At 61.4% G+C, this 23,253-nt stretch carries 22 protein-coding genes; 11 read left to right on the top strand and 11 right to left on the bottom strand.

Going from position 1 to position 23,253, the window contains the following annotated elements:
• Positions 1 to 38: 38 nt before the first annotated feature.
• The 7 genes from FH08_RS0111255 (at position 39) to FH08_RS0111225 (ending at position 10,593) form a co-directional block, all read left to right on the top strand.
• On the top strand, positions 39 to 1,094 hold the full coding sequence (locus FH08_RS0111255) for a porin (protein WP_081889437.1): 1,056 nt from the start codon (positions 39 to 41) through the stop codon (positions 1,092 to 1,094).
• A gap of 131 nt (positions 1,095 to 1,225) precedes the next feature.
• Positions 1,226 to 2,158 carry a glycoside hydrolase family 6 protein gene (locus FH08_RS0111250; protein WP_051888141.1) on the top strand — a complete coding sequence of 311 codons (933 nt, stop codon included), beginning with the start codon at positions 1,226 to 1,228 and terminating at the stop codon, positions 2,156 to 2,158.
• A gap of 329 nt (positions 2,159 to 2,487) precedes the next feature.
• Positions 2,488 to 3,240: a response regulator gene (locus FH08_RS0111245; protein WP_031358412.1), complete on the top strand. Its 753-nt coding sequence runs from the start codon at positions 2,488 to 2,490 to the stop codon at positions 3,238 to 3,240.
• Positions 3,221 to 4,540 (top strand): ATP-binding protein, encoded by a 1,320-nt coding sequence (locus FH08_RS0111240; RefSeq protein ID WP_326928951.1) that lies wholly within the window; start codon positions 3,221 to 3,223, stop codon positions 4,538 to 4,540. The genes FH08_RS0111245 and FH08_RS0111240 overlap by 20 nt, the downstream gene beginning before the upstream one ends.
• A 222-nt stretch (positions 4,541 to 4,762) precedes the next feature.
• Positions 4,763 to 6,004: an efflux RND transporter periplasmic adaptor subunit gene (locus FH08_RS0111235; RefSeq protein ID WP_051888139.1), complete on the top strand. Its 1,242-nt coding sequence runs from the start codon at positions 4,763 to 4,765 to the stop codon at positions 6,002 to 6,004.
• A gap of 12 nt (positions 6,005 to 6,016) precedes the next feature.
• Positions 6,017 to 9,172: an efflux RND transporter permease subunit gene (locus FH08_RS0111230; RefSeq protein ID WP_031358409.1), complete on the top strand. Its 3,156-nt coding sequence runs from the start codon at positions 6,017 to 6,019 to the stop codon at positions 9,170 to 9,172.
• Positions 9,169 to 10,593: an efflux transporter outer membrane subunit gene (locus tag FH08_RS0111225; protein WP_419177993.1), complete on the top strand. Its 1,425-nt coding sequence runs from the start codon at positions 9,169 to 9,171 to the stop codon at positions 10,591 to 10,593. The genes FH08_RS0111230 and FH08_RS0111225 overlap by 4 nt, the downstream gene beginning before the upstream one ends.
• 20 nt (positions 10,594 to 10,613) lie before the next feature.
• Here the strand turns inward: FH08_RS0111225 and FH08_RS0111220 are convergent, their stop codons facing one another.
• The 3 genes from FH08_RS0111220 to FH08_RS0111205 all read right to left on the bottom strand — a co-directional run bounded on the left by FH08_RS0111220 (position 10,614) and on the right by FH08_RS0111205 (position 12,815).
• Entirely contained in the window at positions 10,614 to 11,324 is a 711-nt protein-coding gene (locus FH08_RS0111220) for a YceH family protein (RefSeq protein WP_031358407.1), read from the bottom strand.
• Positions 11,325 to 11,480: 156 nt separating this feature from the next.
• A complete protein-coding gene (locus tag FH08_RS0111215) occupies positions 11,481 to 11,894 on the bottom strand; it encodes a DoxX family protein (protein WP_031358406.1) in 414 nt (137 codons plus the stop codon).
• 114 nt (positions 11,895 to 12,008) lie between these two features.
• Entirely contained in the window at positions 12,009 to 12,815 is an 807-nt protein-coding gene (locus tag FH08_RS0111205) for an alpha/beta fold hydrolase (protein ID WP_035565944.1), read from the bottom strand.
• Between the two features lie 130 nt (positions 12,816 to 12,945).
• On the opposite strand from FH08_RS0111205, the gene FH08_RS0111200 reads away from it, so the two are divergent.
• The 4 genes from FH08_RS0111200 to FH08_RS0111180 all read left to right on the top strand — a co-directional run bounded on the left by FH08_RS0111200 (position 12,946) and on the right by FH08_RS0111180 (position 15,723).
• On the top strand, positions 12,946 to 13,851 hold the full coding sequence (locus FH08_RS0111200; protein WP_031358404.1) for a LysR family transcriptional regulator: 906 nt from the start codon (positions 12,946 to 12,948) through the stop codon (positions 13,849 to 13,851).
• A 270-nt stretch (positions 13,852 to 14,121) separates the two neighbouring features.
• A complete protein-coding gene (locus FH08_RS0111195) occupies positions 14,122 to 14,751 on the top strand; it encodes a TetR/AcrR family transcriptional regulator (RefSeq protein WP_031358403.1) in 630 nt (209 codons plus the stop codon).
• Positions 14,752 to 14,998: 247 nt separating this feature from the next.
• The gene (locus FH08_RS0111185; RefSeq protein ID WP_031358402.1) at positions 14,999 to 15,178 is read left to right on the top strand and encodes a type II toxin-antitoxin system HicA family toxin; all 180 of its coding nucleotides are present in this window, start codon (positions 14,999 to 15,001) and stop codon (positions 15,176 to 15,178) included.
• Positions 15,179 to 15,303: 125 nt separating this feature from the next.
• Positions 15,304 to 15,723: a type II toxin-antitoxin system HicB family antitoxin gene (locus FH08_RS0111180; RefSeq protein ID WP_031358401.1), complete on the top strand. Its 420-nt coding sequence runs from the start codon at positions 15,304 to 15,306 to the stop codon at positions 15,721 to 15,723.
• A gap of 178 nt (positions 15,724 to 15,901) precedes the next feature.
• Here the strand turns inward: FH08_RS0111180 and FH08_RS0111175 are convergent, their stop codons facing one another.
• The 8 genes from FH08_RS0111175 to FH08_RS0111140 all read right to left on the bottom strand — a co-directional run bounded on the left by FH08_RS0111175 (position 15,902) and on the right by FH08_RS0111140 (position 23,203).
• On the bottom strand, positions 15,902 to 16,255 hold the full coding sequence (locus FH08_RS0111175; RefSeq protein ID WP_031358400.1) for a RidA family protein: 354 nt from the start codon (positions 16,253 to 16,255) through the stop codon (positions 15,902 to 15,904).
• A gap of 60 nt (positions 16,256 to 16,315) precedes the next feature.
• Positions 16,316 to 17,452, bottom strand: a complete 1,137-nt coding sequence (locus FH08_RS0111170; RefSeq protein ID WP_031358399.1) for an NAD(P)/FAD-dependent oxidoreductase — start codon at positions 17,450 to 17,452, stop codon at positions 16,316 to 16,318.
• Positions 17,445 to 18,839, bottom strand: coding sequence for an NAD(P)/FAD-dependent oxidoreductase (locus FH08_RS0111165; RefSeq protein ID WP_031358398.1), 1,395 nt, complete (start codon positions 18,837 to 18,839; stop codon positions 17,445 to 17,447). Before FH08_RS0111165 ends, FH08_RS0111170 begins: the two co-directional genes overlap by 8 nt.
• A complete protein-coding gene (locus FH08_RS0111160; protein ID WP_031358397.1) occupies positions 18,829 to 19,203 on the bottom strand; it encodes a (2Fe-2S)-binding protein in 375 nt (124 codons plus the stop codon). Before FH08_RS0111160 ends, FH08_RS0111165 begins: the two co-directional genes overlap by 11 nt.
• 111 nt (positions 19,204 to 19,314) lie before the next feature.
• Complete coding sequence (locus FH08_RS0111155) at positions 19,315 to 20,457, bottom strand: NAD(P)/FAD-dependent oxidoreductase (protein WP_031358396.1); 1,143 nt, start codon at positions 20,455 to 20,457, stop codon at positions 19,315 to 19,317.
• Entirely contained in the window at positions 20,454 to 21,251 is a 798-nt protein-coding gene (locus FH08_RS0111150) for an ABC transporter permease (protein WP_031358395.1), read from the bottom strand. Before FH08_RS0111150 ends, FH08_RS0111155 begins: the two co-directional genes overlap by 4 nt.
• Positions 21,252 to 21,264: 13 nt before the next feature.
• Positions 21,265 to 22,137, bottom strand: coding sequence for an ABC transporter permease (locus FH08_RS0111145; RefSeq protein ID WP_031358394.1), 873 nt, complete (start codon positions 22,135 to 22,137; stop codon positions 21,265 to 21,267).
• Positions 22,124 to 23,203 carry an ABC transporter ATP-binding protein gene (locus tag FH08_RS0111140; protein ID WP_031358393.1) on the bottom strand — a complete coding sequence of 360 codons (1,080 nt, stop codon included), beginning with the start codon at positions 23,201 to 23,203 and terminating at the stop codon, positions 22,124 to 22,126. Before FH08_RS0111140 ends, FH08_RS0111145 begins: the two co-directional genes overlap by 14 nt.
• Between the last annotated feature and the right edge of the window lie 50 nt (positions 23,204 to 23,253).

The raw sequence follows: 23,253 nt of genomic DNA, 5'->3' as shown, positions 1-23,253 counted from the left end.
TCGCGGAATTCTATTGCCAAGAGCCTGATTCGACCGCGATGAATTCTCTTGCCCGGCACCATGCGACGCTCTTCTGCCGCCGCACTTGCAAACACGCGCTGTTCTGCGCGCTGCCGCTCCTTGCGACCGCAGGCACAGTCCGTGCGCAAGGCTCAGTCACGCTATACGGCACACTCGACACCAGCATCGAAGTAACAAATCCAGGCAACGGCTGGACGACGAGAATGGATTCCGGCGCGTATCGCGGCTCTCGCTTTGGCTTGCGCGGGAGCGAGCCCTTGGGCAATGACACGAGCATCATCTTCGACCTGGAGAACGGCTTTGGCTCTGCGAACGGCACCCTCGACACGGCCGGCACCCTGTTCAACCGGCAGGCATGGGTCGGCCTCGACGCACCGTGGGGCGAAACCCGCTTCGGCCGGCAATATTCGCCGCTCTACATCCCGTTCAAGGGCGGACTCGATGCCTTTGGCGCAGGCACCATTGGATCGGGGCTGAACAACTTGTCGAAGATCACACCTTATACGGATAACGCGTTGACGTGGATCTCTCCTTCGATAGGCGGCTTCGACGTCACCGGCATGGCAGCGCTGCGCGACCCGGGCGACGGCAACGGTATCGGCGGGTATTACGTGACCGCCAATTACACCCTGAATGCCTTGAACTTGTCATATGCACGGCAGCAAACACACGGCGACGCCGGGTTGCGTGCGAATCTAGCGGGCGCATCCTATCTGTTCGGTCCCGTGCGCACCTACGTCGCGCTGTTCAACGGCGACGGCGGCAGTCCACGCTATCACGACGACGGCATTTCGCTGTCAGCCTCTTGGACCATCACGCCGCTGGCGCGCGCGTCGCTGGGCTATGCGCATGCACGCGATCGCAGCGGCGAGGGCAACAACGCAGACCAGTTCAGCGTCGCGTTCGAATACACGCTGTCGCGTTCCCTGCTGCTGTATTTCACCGCCGCCGATCTGGAGAATCGCGGCAACGCTACGTTCACCCTTCGCGGCGTCAACGTGACGGGATTGCCGGTCGCCTACCCGGGCGCACCGGTACGCGGTGTGCAACTCGGCATGATTGAACGATTTTGAACCGGGTGTTTCTACGCGATCTTTTAGACAGGCTCCGCGCGGCCACGTATTAAATTCCGCTAGCGAAATTGCGTTGATCGCCGCAAACGAAGAAATGCACGGCTAAGCCTTCTCACGGAAGTGACCTGAACATGCTCATCAAACACTCTCTAGTTATCGCTGTGCTGGCTTTTCTGGGTGTTACGCAAGCGCGTGCGGACGCAGGGTTTTATGTCGATCCCGACTCTAGTCCCGCAGTGTGGGTGCGAGCGCATCAAGCGGACCCGCGCGCACAACGCATTGCAGAGTCGATTGCAAACGTACCCACAGCGCGCTGGTTCGGCAACTGGAGCGGAGACGTGCACAAGGCGGTCAAGCGCTTCGTCGACAAGGCGCATGCTGCCCACCGCGAACCCATCCTGGTCGCCTACAACATCCCTCATCGCGACTGCGGAGGGGCATCGGCGGGCGGCGTGGGCGATGCCTCGGCTTATCAGGTCTGGATAGATTCGTTCTCGCGCGGCCTGGGCAATCGTCGTGCGATTGTCATCGTCGAGCCGGATTCGACCGCTCAACTGGATTGCTTCAAGACTGATGGCGAGCGCGACGAGCGACTCGACTTGCTGCGTTATGCGGTCTCGCGATTTCATCTCAACGCACCGGTCGCGGACGTCTATCTCGACGGTGGAAACGCACATTGGATTCCCGCAGCTGCCATGGCGGCTCGCCTCAACGCTGCGGGTTTGAGCGAGGCGAAAGGCTTCGCATTGAACGTATCCAATTTCTATACGACCGAGGAATCGGCGGCTTATGCAAACTCGGTGAACGCCGCGTTGGCAGCGCAATTCGGCTATAGCAAACCATTCGTTGTCGATACAAGCCGTAACGGCAAGGGTTCGGATGGTCAGTGGTGCAATCCGCCCGGCAGGATGATCGGTGCACGCACAAGCGGCCCCTCGGGCACCATGCTGCCGGTATGGATCAAGGTCCCGGGAAGTTCCGACGGACCCTGCGGAGTCGCTCCCACGTCGCCGGCCGGCGCGTTCAGCCCGGAACTGGCGGTGCGTCTCATCGACGGTGACTGAAGGGCAGGGGCATGCCGTTTCCGCGTTCGTTAGCCGCATATCCGAAGGTCAGGGACCGATGCGTGGCTGCGTCCGCGATATAGCCATCGCCCACGGTAACAGGAGCGCCATTGGCACCTACGGTGGCATCGCCGCAAGCGAAGACACCTTTAACGGTGGCGGCTTTCAACGTCGGACTCCACCTGTCGAGCAACGGCTTGCCTGTACTACTTACGAGAAAGCGCTGAAAGAATCACTAAGACGCCGTAACACGGCCCTGGCGGGCATCGTTTATAGTCGCTTCGATTGCAGCTTACAAAGCTCTTCAAGGGCTCATCCTGGCTCAAGCCATGTCCAACAGCGAAACCCGAATCCTTTTAGTCGACGACGACGCCGCACTGCGCGACTTGCTGCAAGCTTTTTTCGATGAACGCGGCGTCTCAGTCACGTTCCGTGAAGACGCACGTGACCTGAATCAAGTGGTGATGCGCGAGCGCCCCTCGATCATCGTGCTCGACCTGATGATGCCCGGTATCGACGGCCTGACGGCCCTCACCCGGCTGCGTGCGGATAATGACGATACCCCTGTCATTATGCTGACGGCGCGTGCGGACGACATCGACCGCGTTGTAGGGCTCGAAATGGGCGCGGACGACTACCTCGGCAAGCCCTTCATGCCGCGCGAACTACTTGCGCGCATCAACGCGGTGCTACGCCGCCAGGGCGTGAGCCGATCCCCGAGTCCGACCAGTCAACGCTCCGAACCGGTGCGTTTCGGGCGCTTCGAACTCGACTTTGACAGCCGCACGCTCACGCGCGACGGCGAGCCGCAGCGCCTCACCAACAGCGAGTTGCGCCTGCTCAACGTGCTCGTGCGCCACCCGATGGAAACACTATCGCGTTCGCGGCTGCTCACCCTCTGGTACGGCACGCACGCGGACGTGACGGAGCGCGGTATCGACGTCCCGATCTGGCGCCTGCGCCAACTGATTGAAGACGATCCCTCGCAGCCGCGCATCATCCAGACCATGCGCGGTATCGGCTATATGTTCGTGCCGCCGCGAGACTCTGGCGATGCACCCGATGCCGAACGAGATGCATAAGCTGCTGCGCCCCCTCAACACGATCTTCGGCCGGCTCGCGCTGCTGTCCGTGGGCCTGCTCGTCATGATGCAACTGACGTGGATGGTGATCGTGGATCGCGAGCGCGGCATCATCGAAGCGGATCACGTCAGCCGGCTGGTACGGCTGGTGCTGGATCCGGCAGCGAGTGCTGCCGACGGCTCGAGCGAGCGGCTCGCCGCCGCGCTCGGCCTTCGTTTTGCCGACGCCGGGCCGCAGTCAGTACCGCTCGGTTGTCCGCCTCCTTGCGCCGATACACATGGTCCCTTCGAGACCGTCCTGCGAGCGGACCTGCCGCCGCAAAGCCGCGTGGTGTTCGACCACACCGGGGACCTCATGTGGGTGCGTTATGGCCCATCGTCGCGATGGCTTGTGATCCCGGCCATCTTGCCTCCGGTGAGCCGCTTGGTGAGCGCGAGTGCGCTCATGCTGTTCCTCGCCATTGCTATCGCACTGCTCGGCGCATGGCAAATACAGAAACCCGTATTGAGGCTCGCACGCGCTGCTCGCGAGTTCAGGTTGGGGCATCGTCCACCCATGGTCCTGGCCAACGGCCCATCGGAAGTCAAAGGGCTGATTGGCGACTTCAACGAAATGGCCCGTGAACTGAGCGATGCCGAGCAGGAACGGGCGGTCATGCTGGCCGGCGTCGCGCACGACCTGCGCGCACCGATCACGCGCATTCAGGTCCGCGCGAACCTTGTGCAAGACGCGAACGCCCGCAACGGTTTTTTCCACGACACTGAATCGCTTGCGCAGATCGTCACGCAGTTCCTCGACTTCGCTCGCGATAGCGAAACAGATGCAAATGCCCCGTGGATTTCAGTCGATGCGTTCTGCCGTTCGCATTACGCGGAAGCTGAAGCGGATGTCGATGGCCACGATGTGCTCGCACGAGACCCGCTCTTCGTACTCGACTTGCAGGCGGGCGATGACTTCCGCCTGCCTGCCGTAGAACTGGACCGGATACTGTCGAATCTCGTCGAAAATGCGTTCAACTACGGCGCGCCGCCGCTTCACATTGCGACGTCGCGCCACAACGGGTGTGACCGTCTGAGCGTGCGCGATCATGGCAAGGGCATGCCCGAAGCTCATTTTGCGCGTGCGCTCAGGCCCTTCGTGCGGATCGATCCCGCTCGCGGCGGCGATGCACATTGCGGCCTGGGATTGACAATCGTGCGGCGTCTCACGCGTCGTTACGGCGGCGACTTGTCCATGCATAACGCAGATGGCGGCGGCCTCGCCGTCGTGCTCGACTTCCCCTTGCGTGTTCGCGCCTGACGACGTTGCCGCGCACTCCGCGGTAACGTTACATCGCGTAATCAGTCACTAAGCCAGCGTAAGGCAGGGCTCGTTAAGCTCGTGTCATCCCTTGCCGCTGGCATGGCGTTGCGCGGTTTTCTCCGAGCCTCCTTCGCTTTCCCTCGCGTTTTTCGAAAAACCTGCGCATCGATGTCTGCCCGGCGGCCCTTTGTCGAACCTTGATCGAAGGATGCTCATCGCATGTCCAGAATAATCAATCAGGTATCCGTATTAAAAATCCGGGCAGCCCGATCGATACGCGCCCGTGCACTTTTCGCCGTTGCTGCCTCGGCGGCCGCGTTTTCGCTAGCCGCTTGCGGCGATGGCGGTTCACCACGTCCGCCGCAGGGCGTGCCCGAAGTGGGCGTCGAAACCATCTCCCTGCACCCGATCGTCGCCAGCACCGATCTGTCCGGCCGCCTGTCTGCCGTACGCGTGGCCGACGTCAGGCCGCAGGTGCAAGGCATTGTCATGAAACGGCTCTTCACCGAAGGCTCGATGGTCGCCGCAGGCGCCGTGCTCTACCAGATCGATCCGGCCAGCTATCAGGCGAGTTATGACCAGGCCGTCGGGACGCTCGTGAAGGCACAAGCCACGGCCGACGCCGCGCAAACCAAAGCGACCCGTTATGCGGATTTGTCGAAGATAGACGGCGTGAGCAAGCAGGACTATGACGACGCCATCTCGTCGCTGCAGGAAGCGAAGGCCGACGTGGTCGCTGATCGCGCGGCATTGAAAACCGCCGCGATCAACCTGGGTTACACGAAGATCGTGGCGCCGATCGCCGGGCGTATCGGTAAGTCGAGCGTGACCGAGGGTGCGCTTGTCACGGCCGTGCAGACCACGGCGCTCGCCACCGTTCAAGCAACCGGCGAGATGTACCTCGACGTCACCCGTTCATCGGTCGACTGGTTGCGGCTGCAAAAGGAATTCGCGAGCGGCCAGTTGCAGCAGACGGATAGCGACGGCGCGGTCGTGCACCTCGCGATGGAAGACGGCAGTGATTATCCGCATGCCGGCAAGTTGCTGTTCTCGGATATCACGGTCGATGCCACCACCGGTTCGGTCACGCTGCGCAGCGTGTTCCCCAATCCGGAAGGTGCGCTGCTGCCGGGGATGTTCGTGCGCGCGCGGCTCGAAGAAGGTGTGAACCAGCAAGCGATCACCGTGCCGCAACTGGCGGTATCGCGCGCATCGGACGGTTCGGCCAGCGTGCTCACCGTTGGCGCCGACAGCAAGGTCGCGCAAACCACCGTGACCGCCAACAGCGCCAACGGCGCGGACTGGGTCATCACGAGCGGCCTGAAGGCCGGCGACCGCGTGATCGTGTCGGGATCGCAGAAAGCGCGCACCGGCGCGCTCGTCAAAGCGGTCGAAAGCCCCTCCCCTTCCGATTCAAATTCCGATGCGCCCGCTACGGCAGCATCGGCAACCCGCAGTTAAAGCGAGAACCTCATGGCAGGCTTTTTCATCAACCGACCGATTCTCGCGTGGGTCATCGCCATCGTCATCATGATGGTCGGGGCGGCGTCCATCCGCACGCTACCCGTCGAACAATATCCGAGCGTCGCGCCGGTGTCCGTGCAGATCACGGCGACCTATCCCGGCGCTTCCGCCGAAACCGTGGCGACCACGGTCACGCAGGTCATCGAGCAGAAGCTGAGTGGTATCGACAACCTGCTCTACATGTCCTCCACCAGCAATAACGCGGGATCGGCGACCATCACGCTGACCTTTCAGCAAGGCACCAACGCGGACATCGCGCAGGTGCAGGTGCAGAACAAGGTTGAGCAGGCAAGCTCGTCGTTGCCGCAAACGGTACAGAATCAGGGCGTGCAAGTCGCCAAGGCGGCCAACGCGTTCCTGATGATCGTCTCGCTGTCGTCTTCCGACGGCAGCATGAGTTCCATCGATCTCGGCAACGTCATCGCCACACAGATCGAAGACCCGCTGACGCAGATCGATGGCGTGGGCGACGTGACGCTATTCGGCGCGCAGCACGCCATGCGCGTGTGGCTCGACCCGGTCAAGCTGCAGGCGGTAGGTCTGACGGCAAGCGACGTCACCACCGCGGTCACCAACCAGAACGTGCAGCTATCGGTCGGGCAGATCGGTGGTTCTCCATCGACGAAAACGCAGGCCATCAACGCCACGATCTCCGCGTCGAGCCTCCTCACCACGCCCGCGGAGTTCGGCTCTATCCTGCTGCGCGTGAACACAGACGGCTCGAAGGTGTTGTTGAGCGATGTGGCACGCGTGGAGGTCGGCGGCGATGACTACAGCACGGACTCGCGGCTCAACGGCAAGCCCGCCGCGTCGCTTGCGGTGAAGCTCGCAAGCGGCGCGAACGCAATGAGCGTCGCGAAGGCGGTGCGTGCGAAGCTGGAACAGTTGACCCCGCAGTTACCACGTAGCGTAGTGGTCGACTATCCGTACGACACCACGCCGTTCGTGCGCATCTCGATTGAAGAGGTGGTGAAGACGCTGATTGAAGCTGTGATGCTGGTGTTCGTCGTGATGTATGTGTTCCTGCAGAACCTGCGCGCCACGTTGATCCCGACCATCGTGGTGCCGGTAGCGCTGCTCGGTACGTTCGCGGTGATGTCTGCGGTGGGCTTCTCCATCAACGTGCTTTCCATGTTTGGGCTCGTGCTTGCGATCGGCTTGTTGGTTGACGACGCGATCGTGGTCGTGGAGAACGTCGAGCGCTTGATCGCGGAGGAAAAACTGTCGCCTCTGGAGGCGACACGAAAAGCGATGAAGCAGATCACCGGTGCACTTGTCGGCATCACGACCGTGCTGATCGCCGTGTTCATTCCGATGGCCTTCTTCTCCGGTTCCACCGGCGCGATCTACCGGCAGTTCTCGATCACGATCGTGGCGGCCATGCTGCTCTCTGTGTTCCTCGCGTTGACACTCACTCCCGCGTTATGCGCAACGCTGCTCAAGCGTTCGGACATGGACCATCACGAGAAGCGCGGCGTGCTCGGCTGGTTCAACCGTGTGCTTGCGCGTGGCACCGACCGCTACTCCACGGGCGTATCGCGCGTGGTCGGCAAGCCGGTGCGTTATCTCGTGATCTATGCGCTGATCGCGGGCGTGGTCGTGCTGCTCTTTACGAAGCTGCCATCGTCTTATCTTCCCGAAGAGGACCAGGGCATCATCATTACGTCGATCTCGACGCCGGTCGGCACGCCCTCCGCGAAAACGCTCGATACCGTGAAGCAGGTCGAGGCCTACTATCTCGGCTTGCCGCAGGTGGACAAGATCATCACGCTGACGGGATTCAGCTTCAACGGCTCAGGCCAGAACAATGCGCTCGCGTTCGTCAAGCTCAAGGACTGGAGCACACGCCGCGGCAAGGATGGACAGGCGTCGTCGATCATCCTGCACGCCAACATGCATTTCGCCACTGCCGCACGCGACGCGCAGATCTTCGCGCTCAACCCGCCGGCCATCCAGGAACTCGGCACGCAGAGCGGTCTCGACTTCGAACTCGAAGATCGTGCGGGACAAGGCCACGACAAGTTGATGTCTGCCCGCCGCGAATTGATGGCGCTGGCCGCGAACAGCAGCATGCTCTCGGGCATGCGTCCCGGCGGTCTCGACGATACCCCACAGTTCCACGTCGATATCGATCGCGAAAAGGCCAGCGCGTCGGGACTCTCCATCGCCGATGTGAACGACACGCTGGGGACGGCGTTCGGCTCGACCTACGTGAACAATTACGTCGATACGGGCCGCATTCAGAAGGTGTATGTGCAAGCCGATGCGCCCTACCGGATGATGCCTTCGGACATCGGACGCTGGTACGTGAAGGCTAGTGCGAGCAGTTCGTCGAGTACCACGAACTACGACGGCCAGATGGTGCCTTTCTCGTCATTCGCCACCGGCAAGTGGACTTTCGGGCCACCGCAGATCGAGCGTTTCAACCGCACGCTCGCGATGGAAATCACCGCGCAAACCGGCGCGAATGCAAGCACTGGTCAAGCGATGGACGCGGTCGAAGCACTCGTCAAGAAACTGCCCGCAGGCTTCGGCATCGACTGGACCGGGCAGTCCTATCAGGAACGCCTCGCGGGTTCGCAAGCGATCTATCTGTATGCGATCTCGCTGATCGTTGTGTTCCTGTGTCTCGCGGGTCTGTACGAAAGCTGGTCCATTCCGATCGCGGTGATTCTCGTCGTTCCCCTGGGCGTGCTGGGCGCGGTACTCGGTGCGCATCTTCGCGGCCTTCCTGACGATATCTACTTCAAGGTGGGTCTGCTGGCGACCATCGGTCTGTCGACGAAGAACGCGATCCTGATTGTCGAATTCGCGAAGGATCTTCAAGCGCAAGGACGCGGTTTGATCGACGCCACGCTTGAAGCGGCGCGCCTGCGCTTGCGTCCAATCCTGATGACCTCGCTCGCGTTCATATTCGGCGTGCTGCCGCTTGTGATCAGCACGGGTGCGGGATCGGCGAGCCGTCACGCGATCGGCACCGGCGTGATGGGCGGCATGATCGCCGCCACCATCCTCGCGATCTTTTTTGTACCGGTGTTCTTCGTCGTCGTGCGGCGTTTGTTCGGCGAGCACGGCCACACCACGCATAACGAAGGTGAGCAATGATGAGACTCAAACTGGGTGCTTGCCTGCTGTCGCTGGCAATCACAACACTCACCGGGTGCACGCTCGACCCGCATTACGAGCGGCCCGCGGCACCGGTGGCCGCGGCCTTTCCACAGGGTGACGGTTACGAAAGCACGACGGCCGCGCAGAAGACAACCGCGGATACGTCAAAAGCGCTAGCCGTCGATACCCAATGGCGCAGCTTCTTTCGCGATGCGCGTCTGCAAAAGCTGATCCAGATCGCCCTCGACAACAACCGCGACCTGCGCGTCGCGGCGCTGAACGTGGCGGAATACGAGGCGCAATATCGCATCACGCGTGCAGCGCTGGCGCCGTCGATATCCGCGAGTGGCGGCGTGACACGCGAACGCGCGTTGGGCGTAACCAGCGTATCGAACGATCTCAACATTGGCACTACATCGTGGGAGATCGACTTCTTCGGGCGTCTGCGCAGTCTCAAGCGGCAAGCGCTCGAGAACTATCTCTCGACCGAGGCATCGCGTCAAAGCACGCAGATCAGCCTGATCGCGACGGTGGCGACCGACTACCTGACCTTGCTTTCGGACGAGCGGTTGCTGAAAATCACGCAGGACACGGTGGCGGCTGACCAGGCCACCTACGACGTCACGAAGCGCATACAGGAGCTGGGTAACTCCTCGCTGCTCGATGTGCGGCAGGCACAGAACACGCTTGCCAGCGCGCAGGCAAGCCTCGCGTCCTACAGGCGAGCCGTGGCTCAGGACCGCAACAACCTGGTCGCGGTGCTCGGCGCGCCGATCCCGGACGACCTCCCGGCCGCGCCCGCGTTCGACCAGGCTACCGACACGTCGATGTTCGCCGAGATCGATGCGGGCCTGCCTTCGACCTTGCTCACGCGGCGGCCGGATATCGTGGAGGCGGAACATGCGTTGAAAGCCGCGAATGCGAATGTGGGCGCCGCGCGTGCGGCGTTCTTCCCGAAGATAGAACTGACGGCGACCGCGGGGTCGTCGAGTTCGACGCTATCCGGTTTGTTCAAGGCGGGAACGGGCGCATGGGCGTTCGCGCCGACCGTCTCCCTGCCGATCTTCGATTACGGCAGCAACAAAGCGTCGCTGGACGTTGCGAAGATCGAAAAGAACATCGAGATTGCCGACTATGAAAGCGCGATTCAGACGGCGTTCAAGGAGGTATCGAATGCGCTCACGGCGCGGGCAACATACATAGATCAAGTGACCGCGGATCATGATTACGTAACGTCTGCGCAGAGCTATTACACGATTGCACAGGCGAGGTACAAGGCGGGCACGGACAGCTTCCTCACGTTCCTCGATGCTCAGCGAACGCTCTATACCGCGCAGCAGCAGTGGGCGTCCGACACGCTGTCGCAGCAGTCCAATCTCGTGACCTTGTATAAGGTGCTGGGCGGCGGGGTGGAGTGACAACGGGCAGCGCGTGATACTTAAGACTGACCGCCTGTGTTATCAAGCGTGATACCCAGTTCGGCCGCCATCTGCTCGACCATTGTCCGCAGCCGGACCAGCTCCTCGCCGAGCCGCTTGTGGTCGGCTTTGAGAATCTCGAACTCAGTATATGAAACGGAGTCGTCGACAGAACCGCCAGCCGAGGCTTCGCTCACACTCACGCTCACTTCGCCGCATAACAAATGCGCCCAGCGGCTTTCGCGCTCGCCCGGCGTGCGCGGCAGTTTCACGACGCGCGGCGGCTCGTTCGCGGCGAGTTCATCGAGGAAGGCCTCGACCGACGAGATATCGGCGAAGCCATGCAGCCGCGCGGCATTCAAGCGTAGCTCCGCCGCAGTCTGAGGCCCGCGCAGCATCAATGTAGTGAGCAGCGCGGCGGCCTGGCTCGGGATGCCCAGCACGCGGTTCATGTTGTGCTCGAAGCGCGGCACGCGGCTGCTGCTGCCTTCAAAAACCAGGCTCAGGCGCTTCAGGTCGTCCACGGTCGTGAGGACATCGGCGTCGGTGACGTTCATCACCGGGGAGCGGGCGGTCTTCTGGTTGCAACCGGATGTCAGTGCATTGACCGACAGCGGATAAGCATCGGGCACCGTGTGTTGCTTTTCGACGAGGACGGCCAACACACGCGCCTCGAGCGGCGTGAGGGTGCGCATGGGCGGGCGTGAGGGAACATCGGGAGTGGAGTTCATGCTTGACGTCGCTGAATGCACATACTGGTATTCGGACCGGGCGTTAAGCCGGGCGGGGGATGTCTATAGGCGCTTAACCAGCCCGTTGAAGAGCACTATGATATCCGCCCTGCCCTGTCCCGAGAATACGCGGTGATTGATGCACTTGGGCTGCGCCTACCTTCGATCGATCGAATACTTCCCTGCCCCGGTCACGCACAACAGCAGCAGGCCGCCCATGATGCTGATGTTCTTGTAGAAGTTGATCATGTTGGCCATATGCGCGTCGCCGGTCATCGTCCAGAAGTGGTGTCCAATGAGCGCCGTGCCCAGCGTGTACAACGCGAAGAGAAGCGCCAGAGGCCGGACGTAGAAGCCGATCAGAATTGCAATGCCGACAAAAAACTCCATGACAACCGCAATGATGGCGGAGAGCGTGGGGAACGGTGCGCCTTCCGTGGCCATGTAACCGACCGTGCCCGAGAACCCCGTCAACTTGCTCCAGCCGAAGATCACGAAGAGGATCATGAGCAGTACGCGCGCGATCAGAATCAATTCGTCTTTACGTTGCTCGAACAGGGTGTATCGCATGATGGCGTTCCTTTGGAAAGAGCACGACCGTACACGGGATGGATGCGCTCAAATGGCGCCAGTCGAACAGTAGCATCGCTATGTTGCAGCAGGCAAACGGCAGGATTGTTTCGATCAGACCGTGATGGCATCGCGACCGACGCGCTCGATGCCATCGACAAATTCGCGGATGATTCCCGCAATGGCCACCGGCGACTCCAGCGGGGACAAGTGGCCGGTACCGGGCAGCACACGCATGACCGCATGAGTCACGCGAGTGAGCAACTCCGCTTCGAGGATCGCGGTACCGTCGATACGGTCAAGCTCGCCGGCAATGACAATGGTCGGTACATCGATCGCAGCGACTTCGGACGAAATGTCTTCCTGGCTGGTGGATCGAGGCCACGCCAGCTTCGCCTGAGGCGCGCCACGCAGGCTGTCTTCAATCACCTGCTCACGGTGCTTCGGGCTCAACGGCTTGGCGGTCAGCATCTGGTCTATCGACATGCCGACAGACTCCCGCGTGACGTAGGCCCCTTCCATTGCTGCCCGCACCTCAGCCGGCAGCGCCAGCGGCCCGGGAGGGGACGGCGCAACCAGCACGAGTCCCGCAAGTCCCCGCGGTCGCCGCGACGCGAGCAACTGCGCAATCTTGCCGCCCATCGAATGACCGACCAGGACGAACCGGTCCAACTTCAATGCGGCAATCACGTGCTGCGCGTCATCGGCGAAGTCAGCGAGCGCGTAGCCCGCGGCAGGCGCGTCCGAGTCGCCCCAGCCCCGGAGATCAGGCGCAACGGTCCTGTACTCCACCGGAAGCGCAGCGATCACGTCATCCCATGTGCGCGACGAGCCACCCCAGTAATGTAGGAAAACGACCGGCAGCGTGCCGTTGCCCTGATCCTTGACGTGAATCTGTATACCGTTCAACGCTACTTTCATCGCGCTTCTCCTTGATATCGGCGGCTTGACCGCGGTCGGCCAAACTCACAAGGCGATGTTAGATTAGCGCATGAAAGGCGATAATCCCCGCTTTGCTATCATCACCCAATCATCTGACTATCGAATAAAAATGGACCGCTTTGCGAGCATCGCCGTGTTTGTGGCCGCCATTGACGAGGGCAGTCTCGTGGCCGCCGGCAAACGATTTGGCTTGTCCGCCTCCATGGCGGGCAAATACGTCAGCGCACTCGAAGCCGAGTTGAATGTGCGCCTGCTTCATCGCAGCACCCGAAGCTTGAGCCTCACTGACGCCGGGCGCACGTACTACGTCCGGTGCCAACGCATCCTCGAAGAATTCGACGATGCCAACCGCGAAGCCAGCGATGCGCACAGCGCAGTACGCGGCACCTTGCGAGTCGCCGCGCCGGTCACGTTCGGGACGCTGCACATGGGCGAGGTCGTCGCGCGCTATCTTGACGATCATCCCCATGTGAGCATTGAAGTCTCTCTCGACGATCGTTATGTCGACCTGCAAAGCGCGGGCATTGACGTGGCTATCCGCATCGGCAAGCTGCCCGACTCTGATCTCGTCGCCCGGCGCCTCGCCCCCTGCCGCATGGCAATCTGCGCGTCACCGGCGTACCTCAGCCGCGAGGGCACGCCTGAAGACGCCGAAGACCTCCGACGTGCACCTCGGCTGGCGTTCAACGAAGCGGTATCGGTTCCTGAGTGGACACTGACGGATGAACAGAATCACGACCATGTGATCGACGGGCCGCTTCGGATGCAGGCCAACAACATGCAGATGCTGCTCTCGGCGGCACTCGCGGGCGTCGGGATTGCATATGGACCAACCTTCGTTTTTGGGCGTGATATCAAGGCTGGAAACCTGGTCAAGTTGCTGCCTGACTATAGGACCGCCGAGCTGACCATCAACGCGGTTTATCCGACTGCGCGCTATGTGCCGTCGAAGGTTCGGCAGTTCATCGATTATCTTGTCGAGGCGTTTCGCGACGAGCCACCGTGGGATCGCTGATGGCTATGACTGATCGAGTCAAACCACCAATGACGCTTGTATAGTGGCGACCCGTGCACGTTGGCTGCGTGATGACCGGTGCAAAGTACAAGCGCAGAGGCTGCTTCAAAAGTATGCGAAGCTACGGCTGACACTGATGGCATTGGCATTATCCAGCCGTCCGGCAATCATCCCTTCGCGGAATAAAGAACAATAACGCACGAGCGGCCACGCATGCTCTGGCGATTTTTTTGCAGTCGCGTGAACACGTATCTGCTCTCGAGAGAACTTATGGACAATCCAACCCGCTCGGAACGCTCCCGTGCAGCCGCCATCCAGGCGGCGCTCACCATCATTTCCCGCGATGGCCCGGGCCAGCTCACGTTCGATGCCATCTCGCGCGAGAGCGGCATCAGTAAGGGCGGGCTGATGCATCAGTTCCAGACAAAAGGAAACGTGCTGAAAGCGTTGCTCGAGCACCGCACGGAGTATTTCGAGAACTTCTCCCGGGATTACCTGGCGAAGATCGGTCCCGACCATCCCAGCGCCGCCCTGTTGGCGCAGATCGCGACAACCCGCGAATCCATGATCCAGCAGGACTCGGTGGGCCATGCGATTCTGGCGGCGCTGGTGGAAGATCCCACGCTTCTGTCCGCCGTTCGGGAATCGGATGCAAAGAGGGTCAAGCGCGTCAAGTCCGAGGCAGCCGACCCTGAGCTCGCCTTGTTGCGCTGGGAGGCAGCGAGAGGCCTCGCATTGACCTCGCTGCTCGGGCTGTGCCCGCTATCCGACAAGGAGCGCGGCCGTTTATTTGATCGCCTGCTGGACGAGCGCCAGTGGGTAGGGTGTTCTGGAGCGCCCAAAAAACCGCGCTCCGTGCGCGCGTCACGCGGCGCTAGTTCTGGCGATCAAAGCGCCTGATTGTGGTTGATCTCCGCCGGCTGATAGGCCCAGTGGAGATCGCCTTGCATCGCGACGCATCGCGCATGCGAAAACTGCGCCACCGGATTCAGCAAACACCGATGTGCTGCTCGGAAATCGCCCATTCTCGATGCTTGCGTTAGCATGCCTCTGTGTCTATAAACGCAACAGATATGTTGTTAATATACATTGCATTTGACAACATATCTGTTGTATAATGGCCTCACTTAACAATAACAGGAGGCCTATGAAATACAGCGAGTTCAGAAAGTGGCTCAAAAACCAAGGCGCGGAATTCATACCAGCCAAAGGTAGCCACTTCCGAGTAACTCTTAACGGCAAGACAACAATTTTCCCGGATCACGGCAGCAAAGAAATGGGAACGGGGTTAGTTGAGCAGATTAAGAAACAGCTTGGATTGAAGTGAGTCGGTGGCCTCGGGAGGGGCTGCCTTCACACATTCGCTGTAGATCGCAGGTCGCGGAGTCGTTGCAATGCAGGACATCGCACTTCGGTTTTGAGGTGTGAAAATTATCGGAGAATCACATAGCCATGTTGTCTTATCCTGTGAAAATGGAGCTAGATACGAACAACACGTATCTGGTGACCTTCCCGGATATCCCCGAAGCCGTATCTGTCGGAGATGATGAAGACGAGGCACTGCTTAACGCACTGGACGCCTTGGAAAGCGCCATCGAGATCTATTTTGACGAGAAGCGGGAGGTTCCACCGCCTTCAAGACCAAAGAAAGGACAGCCTGTCGTGACGTTGCCGGCACTCGTCGTTTCGAAGCTTCTGCTCGCCAACGAAATGATCCGTCAGGGTATTAAGAAGTCGGAACTCGCACGTCGTCTGGACGTACATATGCCGCAGGTCGATCGTCTGCTCGATCCGCGTCATTCATCCAAGTTGGATGCCATTGAAGCGGCGTTCAACAAACTCGGCAAACGGTTGGAAATATCCATCGCCTGATCAGTTTTTGCACAACGTTCGGCCCCGGACGCATCGGCGTTTCCGGGGCCTTTTTAATTGGGCTGCTGCCGGGCCCAAGATGCCCCGCTAACGCACTGCGCAAAGCGCCTGCCTCATTTGCGCGCATCCGTAACAAACACGCCATCTGAGCAAAAGCCAACACACTTGCCCTGCACAATCACGCCAGCGCGGTCACCGTGATTTCAACCAGCAGATCCGGCGCGGCCAGCTTGGACTCGACCGTCGCGCGTGTCGGCGCGCAACCCGGTGCGACCCATGCGTCCCACACTTCGTTCATGCCCGCGAAGTCGCGGCCAATATCCGCCAGCCAGACCTGCGCCGAAACCAGCCGCGTTTTATCGATACCCGCTTGCGCGAGATAACCGTCGATCTTCGCGAGAACCTGCTGCGTCTGACCTTTGACATCGAGCGTGCGGTCATTCGACGTTTGTCCGCCGACGAACACCAGACCTGCAGCCTTCACGACGCGGCTCATCCGTTGATTGGTTTCGAATCTAACAATATCAGTCATAAGTATTCCTCGTTAATTTTAAATTGCCATCAATCAGCATGGCACAAACATGTGTCATCTCTATGCTGCCGCAACATCCTTGAACCGGTCGATGGCAAACGCATCCAGCGGCAACGACGCCACGCCGTCCAGCACCAGTTCTGACACCAGCTTCCCACACCCCGGCCCAAGCTGAAATCCGCTGCCGCAGTACCCGAACGAATAGGTCAGATTCGATGCACGCCGGCTGGGCGAGATAACGGGCAGCGAGTCGTCGGTGAAGGCTTCCACACCGGCCCATGCTCGATTGATCCCAAGATTGCGCAGGTGCGGAAACAGATCGACCACCGTATTTGCGCTCTTCACCAGCCGCGCGAAATCGACTTCGCCGTGGCGACCGGACAAGTCCGCAATTCCAATCAGCTTGCCGCCAATCACCACCGTGCCGTTATCGAACTGCTTGAAGGACAAAGGCCGCCCCGTTGCGCCGAGTGTCGCGCGGCAGAAAGGTGCGGCCCGATGCGTGACCATCAGCATGAGCCCTTCCGGATGAACCGGCACCGGCTCGCCCACTTGCTCCGAAAGCTCACCCGCCCACGCCCCGGCTGTGACCACCAGCTTTGCGGCCGAGAAAACACCCGATGGCGTATGCGCGAACCAGCGCTCGCCCTTCTGTTCAATGCGCGTGACCGGCGTGCCTTCATGGAACACGGCGCCGTGACGCTCCGCCGCCAACCGGAACGCGGTGGTCGTCCTGAACGGCAACGCGTAACCATCGCGTTCGACCCAGATACCGCCGGTCACATGCGGCGTAAGCGCGGGCTCCAGCTCAAGCACGGTCTCACGATCGATGATTTTCTCATGCGTGAAACCATGCGCTTCGAGCAGCGCGACGCGTTCGCGGCATTCATCGAGTTCGGCTTCGGTCTCCGCAATCTTCAACTGGCCCGACGCCACGAAACCGCAATCGTCGCCGATTGTATTGACGATGTTGTGCCAGATCTCCCGCGACATCAGCGCGAGAGGAATCTCCGGCAATGGCCGGCCGAGCGTACGCACGCCACCCGCATTGACGCCCGATGCGTGGCGCCCGACGTAATCGGCTTCCAGCACGGTCACGCCCACCCCGCGGCGCGCGATATGAAATGCGCTGCTCGATCCATGCAGCCCACCGCCGATGATCAGCACATCCGACTCATTGGCTACGGGCTTATTCACCGGCCAGTTCTCCGAGCGTGAGTGGTTTGATCGGCGGACGGATGCGGTAATAGCCCACCGTTTCGGGAGGCACGCTGCGCGCATCCGCGATCACTTCGGTGACGGTCAATCCGCACAAGCGGCCTTGACACGGACCCATGCCGCATCGGCCGAAGGACTTCGCCTGGTTCGGCCCAAGGCAGCCGAGCTTCACGAAATTCCGGAGCTCGCCGGCGGTGACTTCCTCGCATCGGCACACAATCACCTCGTCCTTCGGCACACGATTTTCATCGCGTGGACGATAGAGACTGTCGAGGAAAGGACGAATGCGCATGACCTCAGCCAGCCGGCGAAGCAGCGGCGCAGCGCTGCGATTGCGCGCGGCGGTATCGATTGCGCCAAGCTGCGCAGCAATCGCCAGCGCCGTTACTTCACCCTGCGTTTCCGCCGCCTGCGCGCCGCCGATCCCACCACCATCGCCCGCGACGAAGATGCCGGGGACATCGAGCTCGCCCCATTCATCGGTGACGGGCGCGAAGCATAACTGCGCGTCATCCCACTTATGCGATGCCCTGAGCGAAAGCGTGAACTGCGTATTCGGAACCACGCCCTGATGCAGCAGGATCACATTGGCCTCGATCCGATGCGACACGCCGCGCACCGAAAAAGTCAAAGCGCGTGCCCGTTCGGAACCGTCTTCATCGATACCGCTTTCCACCCGAAGGTCATCGGCGGCTTCATGCATCGGCACGCCTGCGTCGCGCAAAGTCCGCATCAACTGCAGACCCTTGCTCAGATACGGCCACGCACGCAAAGCGGACAACATGTGCCGCTTCGCGCGCCAGCGGTCCTCGTGACGCGTGGTGTCCACCAGCGCGCGAATGGGTACACCCGCGCGGACGTACTGCCATCCGAGCAAGTAAAGCAGCGGTCCGCAGCCGACGAGTATCGGCGGCTCGGCGGGCACTTCACCCGCGCTTTTCAGCAGGATCTGTGCGGCACCGGCGGTCATCACGCCGGGCAGGGTCCACCCGGGAATCGGGAAGGGCCTCTCCAGCGCGCCGGTCGCGAGCACCACGCGCCGGGCCTCAAAGCTGCTCACCTTGCCGTCCTTGAGGTAGTGCACCGTACGCTCGCGCGTGACTTGCCAGACCGACGCGTTCGGTACATAACGCGCACCTGAACGCGCAAACTCGCTCGCCAGCGCAGCACCGGCGCCATAGTCCGCGCCGAGAATTTCGCGGCGCTGTGCATCGCTGCGCTCGATCGCGCGATAGATCTGCCCGCCGACCGCTTCCTGTTCATCGAGCAGGACCACGGACAGCCCGGCTCTCGCAGCCTGGGTCGCAGCAGCGAGCCCGGCGGGTCCGGCACCGATCACGGCAACATCGACAGTTTCAGCGGCCATGAGCGTTCTCCAACGGGTTCATATCCGACAGCGGCGGCAGATCGCGCGCCCCCTCTTGTGAATGAATACGCATGCCGTCTTGCACCGCGACAAGACAACTCTGCCGGCTCGGCATACCGTCGATCTCGACCAGGCATTCGAAACAAGCACCCATCATGCAATACGGCGCACGTGGCGCACCGGACACGGGCGTCGCGCGAAATCGCTGGACGCCGGCGGCCAGCAACGCGGCTGCAACCGAGCGTCCGGCCGGGACGCTGAGCGCCTGGTCGTTGAACCAGATCTGGATGGTGGCCTCGGCCTGGGCCTTGGCATCGGCGCCAGCAGCCGGCGAAAGCACTCTGAATAGCGGTTTTGAAGTCATAGTGGGGCAGCTAAAAGCAAAGCGAAGTGGCGGCGTTCAGGACGCATCGCGGAAAATGGACGACGGTTCCGGCAAGCAGAAGGAGTCGATGCAAGCGAGACGTTGAGGCGGCTAATGAGCATGGCTGGTTGCGTGATCGGCGGCGAGAAAGCGGCCGCCCCGGAACGAAGCGAGTTCATCGGGGATCGGTCCACCTTGAATCCACGGGGCAATTCGCATTGCATGCGCTGCCGCCAGCGTCACGCCGCTGTGACAGGTCACGACGAATGCGCCCGGATACTGCAGCGACTGCTCGTAGATCGGGAAACCGTCCGGGCTGTAGACACGCAGCGCGGCCCATGTGCGTACCAGCCGCACGTTCTTCAGCAAGGGGAATGCACGCACATCGCGTCGCGCAATGTTCGACAGCACGTCGGCGGTGGTGAAGTCGTTGTAGCCGACCTCCTCCATTGAGTCGCCGAACTGCACCGAGCCTTCATCGGTCTGACGCACATTGATGGTCGGGTAATGCAGGAACGGCGCGACCCGTTCGCTGACCAGTACCTGTCCGCGATTCGGTGCAACCGGCGCGTGCAGACCCACCTGGGCGCTAAGCGCGCGGTTGCCGAGACCTGCTGACAGGACAACCTTCGGCGCGCGCCATACAGCGTTCTTGCCGTGCACGGCGAAGCCGTTCGTCTCAGGAACAATACGCCCGATATCTTCGCCGTTGATGAGCGTCACGCCGCGCCGCTGCATGGCGTCGTGCAGCGCACGCAGCAGCTTGAGCGGATTCACATGGCCGTCCATGGGCGTATAACTCGCGCCGATCACTTCAGGTCCTACAGCGGGAATACGTTCGCGCAACTCCCGTGCATCGAGCAATTGATACGGATACTCACCACCGAGTTCTGACTGCAGCGTGGACAGGCGCTTCTCGCGATCGGCCAACTCTTCGTCGGAGAAACACAGGTGGAAGCCACCGGGCTGCTTGAGCGATACATCAATACCCGTTTCTTCCAGCAACGCCGCAGCGAGTCCCGGCCATAGCCTTGACGAACTGCGCGACCAGCGTGCGTACGGCGACAAACCGTAGCCTTTACCCTGCACCCACACCAGCCCGAAATTGCCGCGCGATGCACGAAACCCGCCATCGCCTTGATCCAGCACCGTGACTTTTGCCCCTTCGCGCGCCAGCCCGTAGGCCACCGCGGTTCCTACCAGCCCACCCCCGACCACCAGCACGTCGGGGCTGTCGACTGAATAACCTCTCATCGTGTTTCTCCAATCAGGACGCGGTCCAGACCCACCATCCGGTCGAGCACCAGCATCAAAACAATCGTGCCGGCGATCAACACGGTCGACACGGAGGCCACCAGTGGATCGATCGTCTGCGCGATCTGGTTGTACATCGCGACGGGCAGCGTGGTCGTGCCGGGTGTCGCGACAAAAATGGTCATGGTGAGCTCGTCGAAGCTCTGGATGAACGACAGCACCCAGCCGCCGGCCACGCCGGTACGGATCATCGGCAGCACGACGCGGCGAAAGGCCGTGAAGCGGCTCGCGCCGCATGACAGCGCTGCCCGTTCGGCATCGCGATCGAGACCAATAGCCGATGACAACGCCAGCCGCAACGCGTACGGCAACACGATGATCACGTGCGTCGCGCAGAGCGCCCAGAAAGAGCCGCCGAGTCCGAGCAAGCTCAGGAACCGCAGGAACGCAATGCCGAGCACCACGGCGGGGATCATCATGGGCGAGAGGAAAAAGCCGGTCAGCGCGCCGCGTCCAGGGAAGCGATAACGGGCGATGGCCAGCGCCGCCGGCAACGCGAGCGCCACTCCAACCGTGGCCGCCACCAGCGCGAGGCGCACTGAGAGCCAGAAGGCATCGACAATCTGGTCGTTGTGCAGAAGCGCCCTGAACCAGCGCAGCGACGCGCCGTCGAACGGCAGCGAGATGAAGCCCTTGTTAGTGAACGAGACCGCGATCACGACCACCAGCGGCGCCGCGATGAACGTGAGAAACAGCACGTTGAACAGCAGGCCCAGGAATCCGTTTTGTTTCATGACGTCTCCTGGTTCAATCGAATATGTGCTTGAAACGGCGCTCGGCGAGACGACTACAGCCGAGCACGATTGCCACATTCGCAATCAGCAGCAGCACCGCGATGGTCGCCCCTAAAGGCCAGTTCAGCGTACCGAGGAACTCGTCGTATGCAGCGGTCGCGACCACCTTGAGACGCCGGCCGCCGATCAACGAGGGCGTAGCAAATGCCGATGCCGACAGCGCGAACACAATGATCGATCCAGACAGGATGCCCGGCAGGATCTGCGGCAGAACCACGCGCCGGAACACGCGGAACGGCGAGGCGCCCATGGACCGGCCGGCCCATTCAACCTGCGGGTCCAGCTTCTGCAACGTCGCCCATACCGACATCACCATGAAGGGCACCAGCACGTGCGTCAGCGCGATCACAACGCCGGTCATGGTGAAGACGAGGCGGATAGGCTCATCGGTGATGTGAAGCGCCTGCAACGCGTTGTTCAGCACGCCGTTATTGCCGAGCAATATCTGCCAGCCGAGCGTGCGCACGACGACCGATATCAGCAGCGGACCGAGCACGACGAGCAGGCAGATGGACTGCCACGGCCGCTTCATCCGCGCGAGCACGATGGTCTCGGGCACGCCAAGCAGGATACATAGGAAGGTCACCGCGAACGCCATGCCTGCGGTGCGGGCGAAGATCGCGCCGTAGTAGGGATCGGTGACAACTTCAAGGTAGTTGCGCAGCGTGTAGGTCGCGAGCGTGCCCTGGCTGTCGCTGAAGACGTGGAAGGACAACACGAGCGTCAACAGCAGCGGCACCAGCAGCAGGCTGCCGAACAACAGCAACGCGGGAGCGGACAGGAGCCACGGGGCAGCACCCGCGCGATCGTTGTCAAGCGTGGCCATGATGTCCCTCCTTCTGAAGCACACGCAAGTCGTCATCCGACCACGCGACGCCCACCTCCGCGCCTTCATCGGGCGGCGGTGCGCCATTATTCGGCTGGGCCACGCTCAGTTGCCCAAGACCGGTATCGATCAGCAGAAGCCACTGGTTGCCTGTGAACACACGCGTCGTAATACGGCCTGTTGCGCGAGCACCAGCTGTGTCCATAGTCGTGAGATGAACCTTCTCCGGGCGGATATACACGTTCACCTCGCCCTGCACATCGCGGCCTTCGTGCGGCACCTTGAGCGTGGTGCCCGCTACATCGACTTCAGCGCAACGAGCATTGAGGCGCAGCACCGCGCCGGGCAGCAGATTGGTCTTGCCAAGAAACGCTGATGCGAACGGCGTTTCCGGCCGCTCGTAAGCTTCGAACGGCGTGCTCAGTTGCGCGATCATGCCGCGATGCATCACCGCGATGCGATCGCTCATCGTCATGGCTTCGACCTGATCGTGTGTGACAAGAATGGTCGTGATACCGAGACGCTTTTGAATCGACCGCAATTCGATGTGCATTTCCTCGCGCAGCTTGGCGTCGAGATTGGACATCGGTTCGTCGAGCAACAGCAGTTCGGGCCGCATGGCAAGCGCGCGGGCAATCGCGACGCGTTGCCGCTGACCGCCCGACAACTCTTTCGGATATCGGCCACCCAGTCCGTTCAGACGCACGAGATCGAGCGCTTCGGCCACGCGATCAGCGCGTGCCGCGCGTTTCATGTTGCGCATCTCGAGGCCAAAGCCGACGTTGCCGTTCACGGTCATATGTGGAAACAACGCATAGCTCTGGAACACCACGCCCATGCCCCGTTTCTCCGGCCGCTCATGCGTGATGTCGCGACCGTCGAGCAGGATCGTGCCGGTGCTTGGCGTGACAAAACCCGCGATCATCTGCAGGGTCGTGGTCTTGCCGCAACCGGAGGGACCGAGCAGCGACAGGAACTCACCACGCTCGACGTCAAGGTCGATCTGTTCGATCGCGGTGAAGTCGCCGTAGTGCTTCGAGATGCCTTTGAGGGTCAGAAAGCTCATGTGCGTCCGTGAGTTAATGTCAGCGGTCGGTGTGTGCTGCTCCGGGTCAA

This window comes from Caballeronia sordidicola, from assembly GCF_000729995.1.
GTDB lineage: Bacteria > Pseudomonadota > Gammaproteobacteria > Burkholderiales > Burkholderiaceae > Caballeronia > Caballeronia sordidicola_A.
This window is presented reverse-complemented; position numbering and strand designations above follow the sequence as displayed.

Excerpts from the sequence above, each read along its gene's own strand:
- FH08_RS0111250 (WP_051888141.1), top strand. The coding sequence starts at position 1,226 with ATGCTCATCAAACACTCTCTAGTTATCGCTGTGCTGGCTTTTCTGGGT.
- FH08_RS0111255 (WP_081889437.1), top strand. The coding sequence starts at position 39 with ATGAATTCTCTTGCCCGGCACCATGCGACGCTCTTCTGCCGCCGCACT.
- FH08_RS0111245 (WP_031358412.1), top strand. The coding sequence starts at position 2,488 with ATGTCCAACAGCGAAACCCGAATCCTTTTAGTCGACGACGACGCCGCA.
- FH08_RS0111205 (WP_035565944.1), bottom strand. The coding sequence starts at position 12,815 with ATGAAAGTAGCGTTGAACGGTATACAGATTCACGTCAAGGATCAGGGC.
- FH08_RS0111230 (WP_031358409.1), top strand. The coding sequence starts at position 6,017 with ATGGCAGGCTTTTTCATCAACCGACCGATTCTCGCGTGGGTCATCGCC.
- FH08_RS0111200 (WP_031358404.1), top strand. The coding sequence starts at position 12,946 with ATGGACCGCTTTGCGAGCATCGCCGTGTTTGTGGCCGCCATTGACGAG.
- FH08_RS0111165 (WP_031358398.1), bottom strand. The coding sequence starts at position 18,839 with ATGGCCGCTGAAACTGTCGATGTTGCCGTGATCGGTGCCGGACCCGCC.
- FH08_RS0111195 (WP_031358403.1), top strand. The coding sequence starts at position 14,122 with ATGGACAATCCAACCCGCTCGGAACGCTCCCGTGCAGCCGCCATCCAG.
- FH08_RS0111145 (WP_031358394.1), bottom strand. The coding sequence starts at position 22,137 with ATGGCCACGCTTGACAACGATCGCGCGGGTGCTGCCCCGTGGCTCCTG.
- FH08_RS0111235 (WP_051888139.1), top strand. The coding sequence starts at position 4,763 with ATGTCCAGAATAATCAATCAGGTATCCGTATTAAAAATCCGGGCAGCC.
- FH08_RS0111225 (WP_419177993.1), top strand. The coding sequence starts at position 9,169 with ATGATGAGACTCAAACTGGGTGCTTGCCTGCTGTCGCTGGCAATCACA.
- FH08_RS0111185 (WP_031358402.1), top strand. The coding sequence starts at position 14,999 with ATGAAATACAGCGAGTTCAGAAAGTGGCTCAAAAACCAAGGCGCGGAA.
- FH08_RS0111175 (WP_031358400.1), bottom strand. The coding sequence starts at position 16,255 with ATGACTGATATTGTTAGATTCGAAACCAATCAACGGATGAGCCGCGTC.
- FH08_RS0111215 (WP_031358406.1), bottom strand. The coding sequence starts at position 11,894 with ATGCGATACACCCTGTTCGAGCAACGTAAAGACGAATTGATTCTGATC.
- FH08_RS0111155 (WP_031358396.1), bottom strand. The coding sequence starts at position 20,457 with ATGAGAGGTTATTCAGTCGACAGCCCCGACGTGCTGGTGGTCGGGGGT.
- FH08_RS0111180 (WP_031358401.1), top strand. The coding sequence starts at position 15,304 with ATGTTGTCTTATCCTGTGAAAATGGAGCTAGATACGAACAACACGTAT.
- FH08_RS0111240 (WP_326928951.1), top strand. The coding sequence starts at position 3,221 with ATGCCGAACGAGATGCATAAGCTGCTGCGCCCCCTCAACACGATCTTC.
- FH08_RS0111220 (WP_031358407.1), bottom strand. The coding sequence starts at position 11,324 with ATGAACTCCACTCCCGATGTTCCCTCACGCCCGCCCATGCGCACCCTC.
- FH08_RS0111160 (WP_031358397.1), bottom strand. The coding sequence starts at position 19,203 with ATGACTTCAAAACCGCTATTCAGAGTGCTTTCGCCGGCTGCTGGCGCC.
- FH08_RS0111150 (WP_031358395.1), bottom strand. The coding sequence starts at position 21,251 with ATGAAACAAAACGGATTCCTGGGCCTGCTGTTCAACGTGCTGTTTCTC.
- FH08_RS0111140 (WP_031358393.1), bottom strand. The coding sequence starts at position 23,203 with ATGAGCTTTCTGACCCTCAAAGGCATCTCGAAGCACTACGGCGACTTC.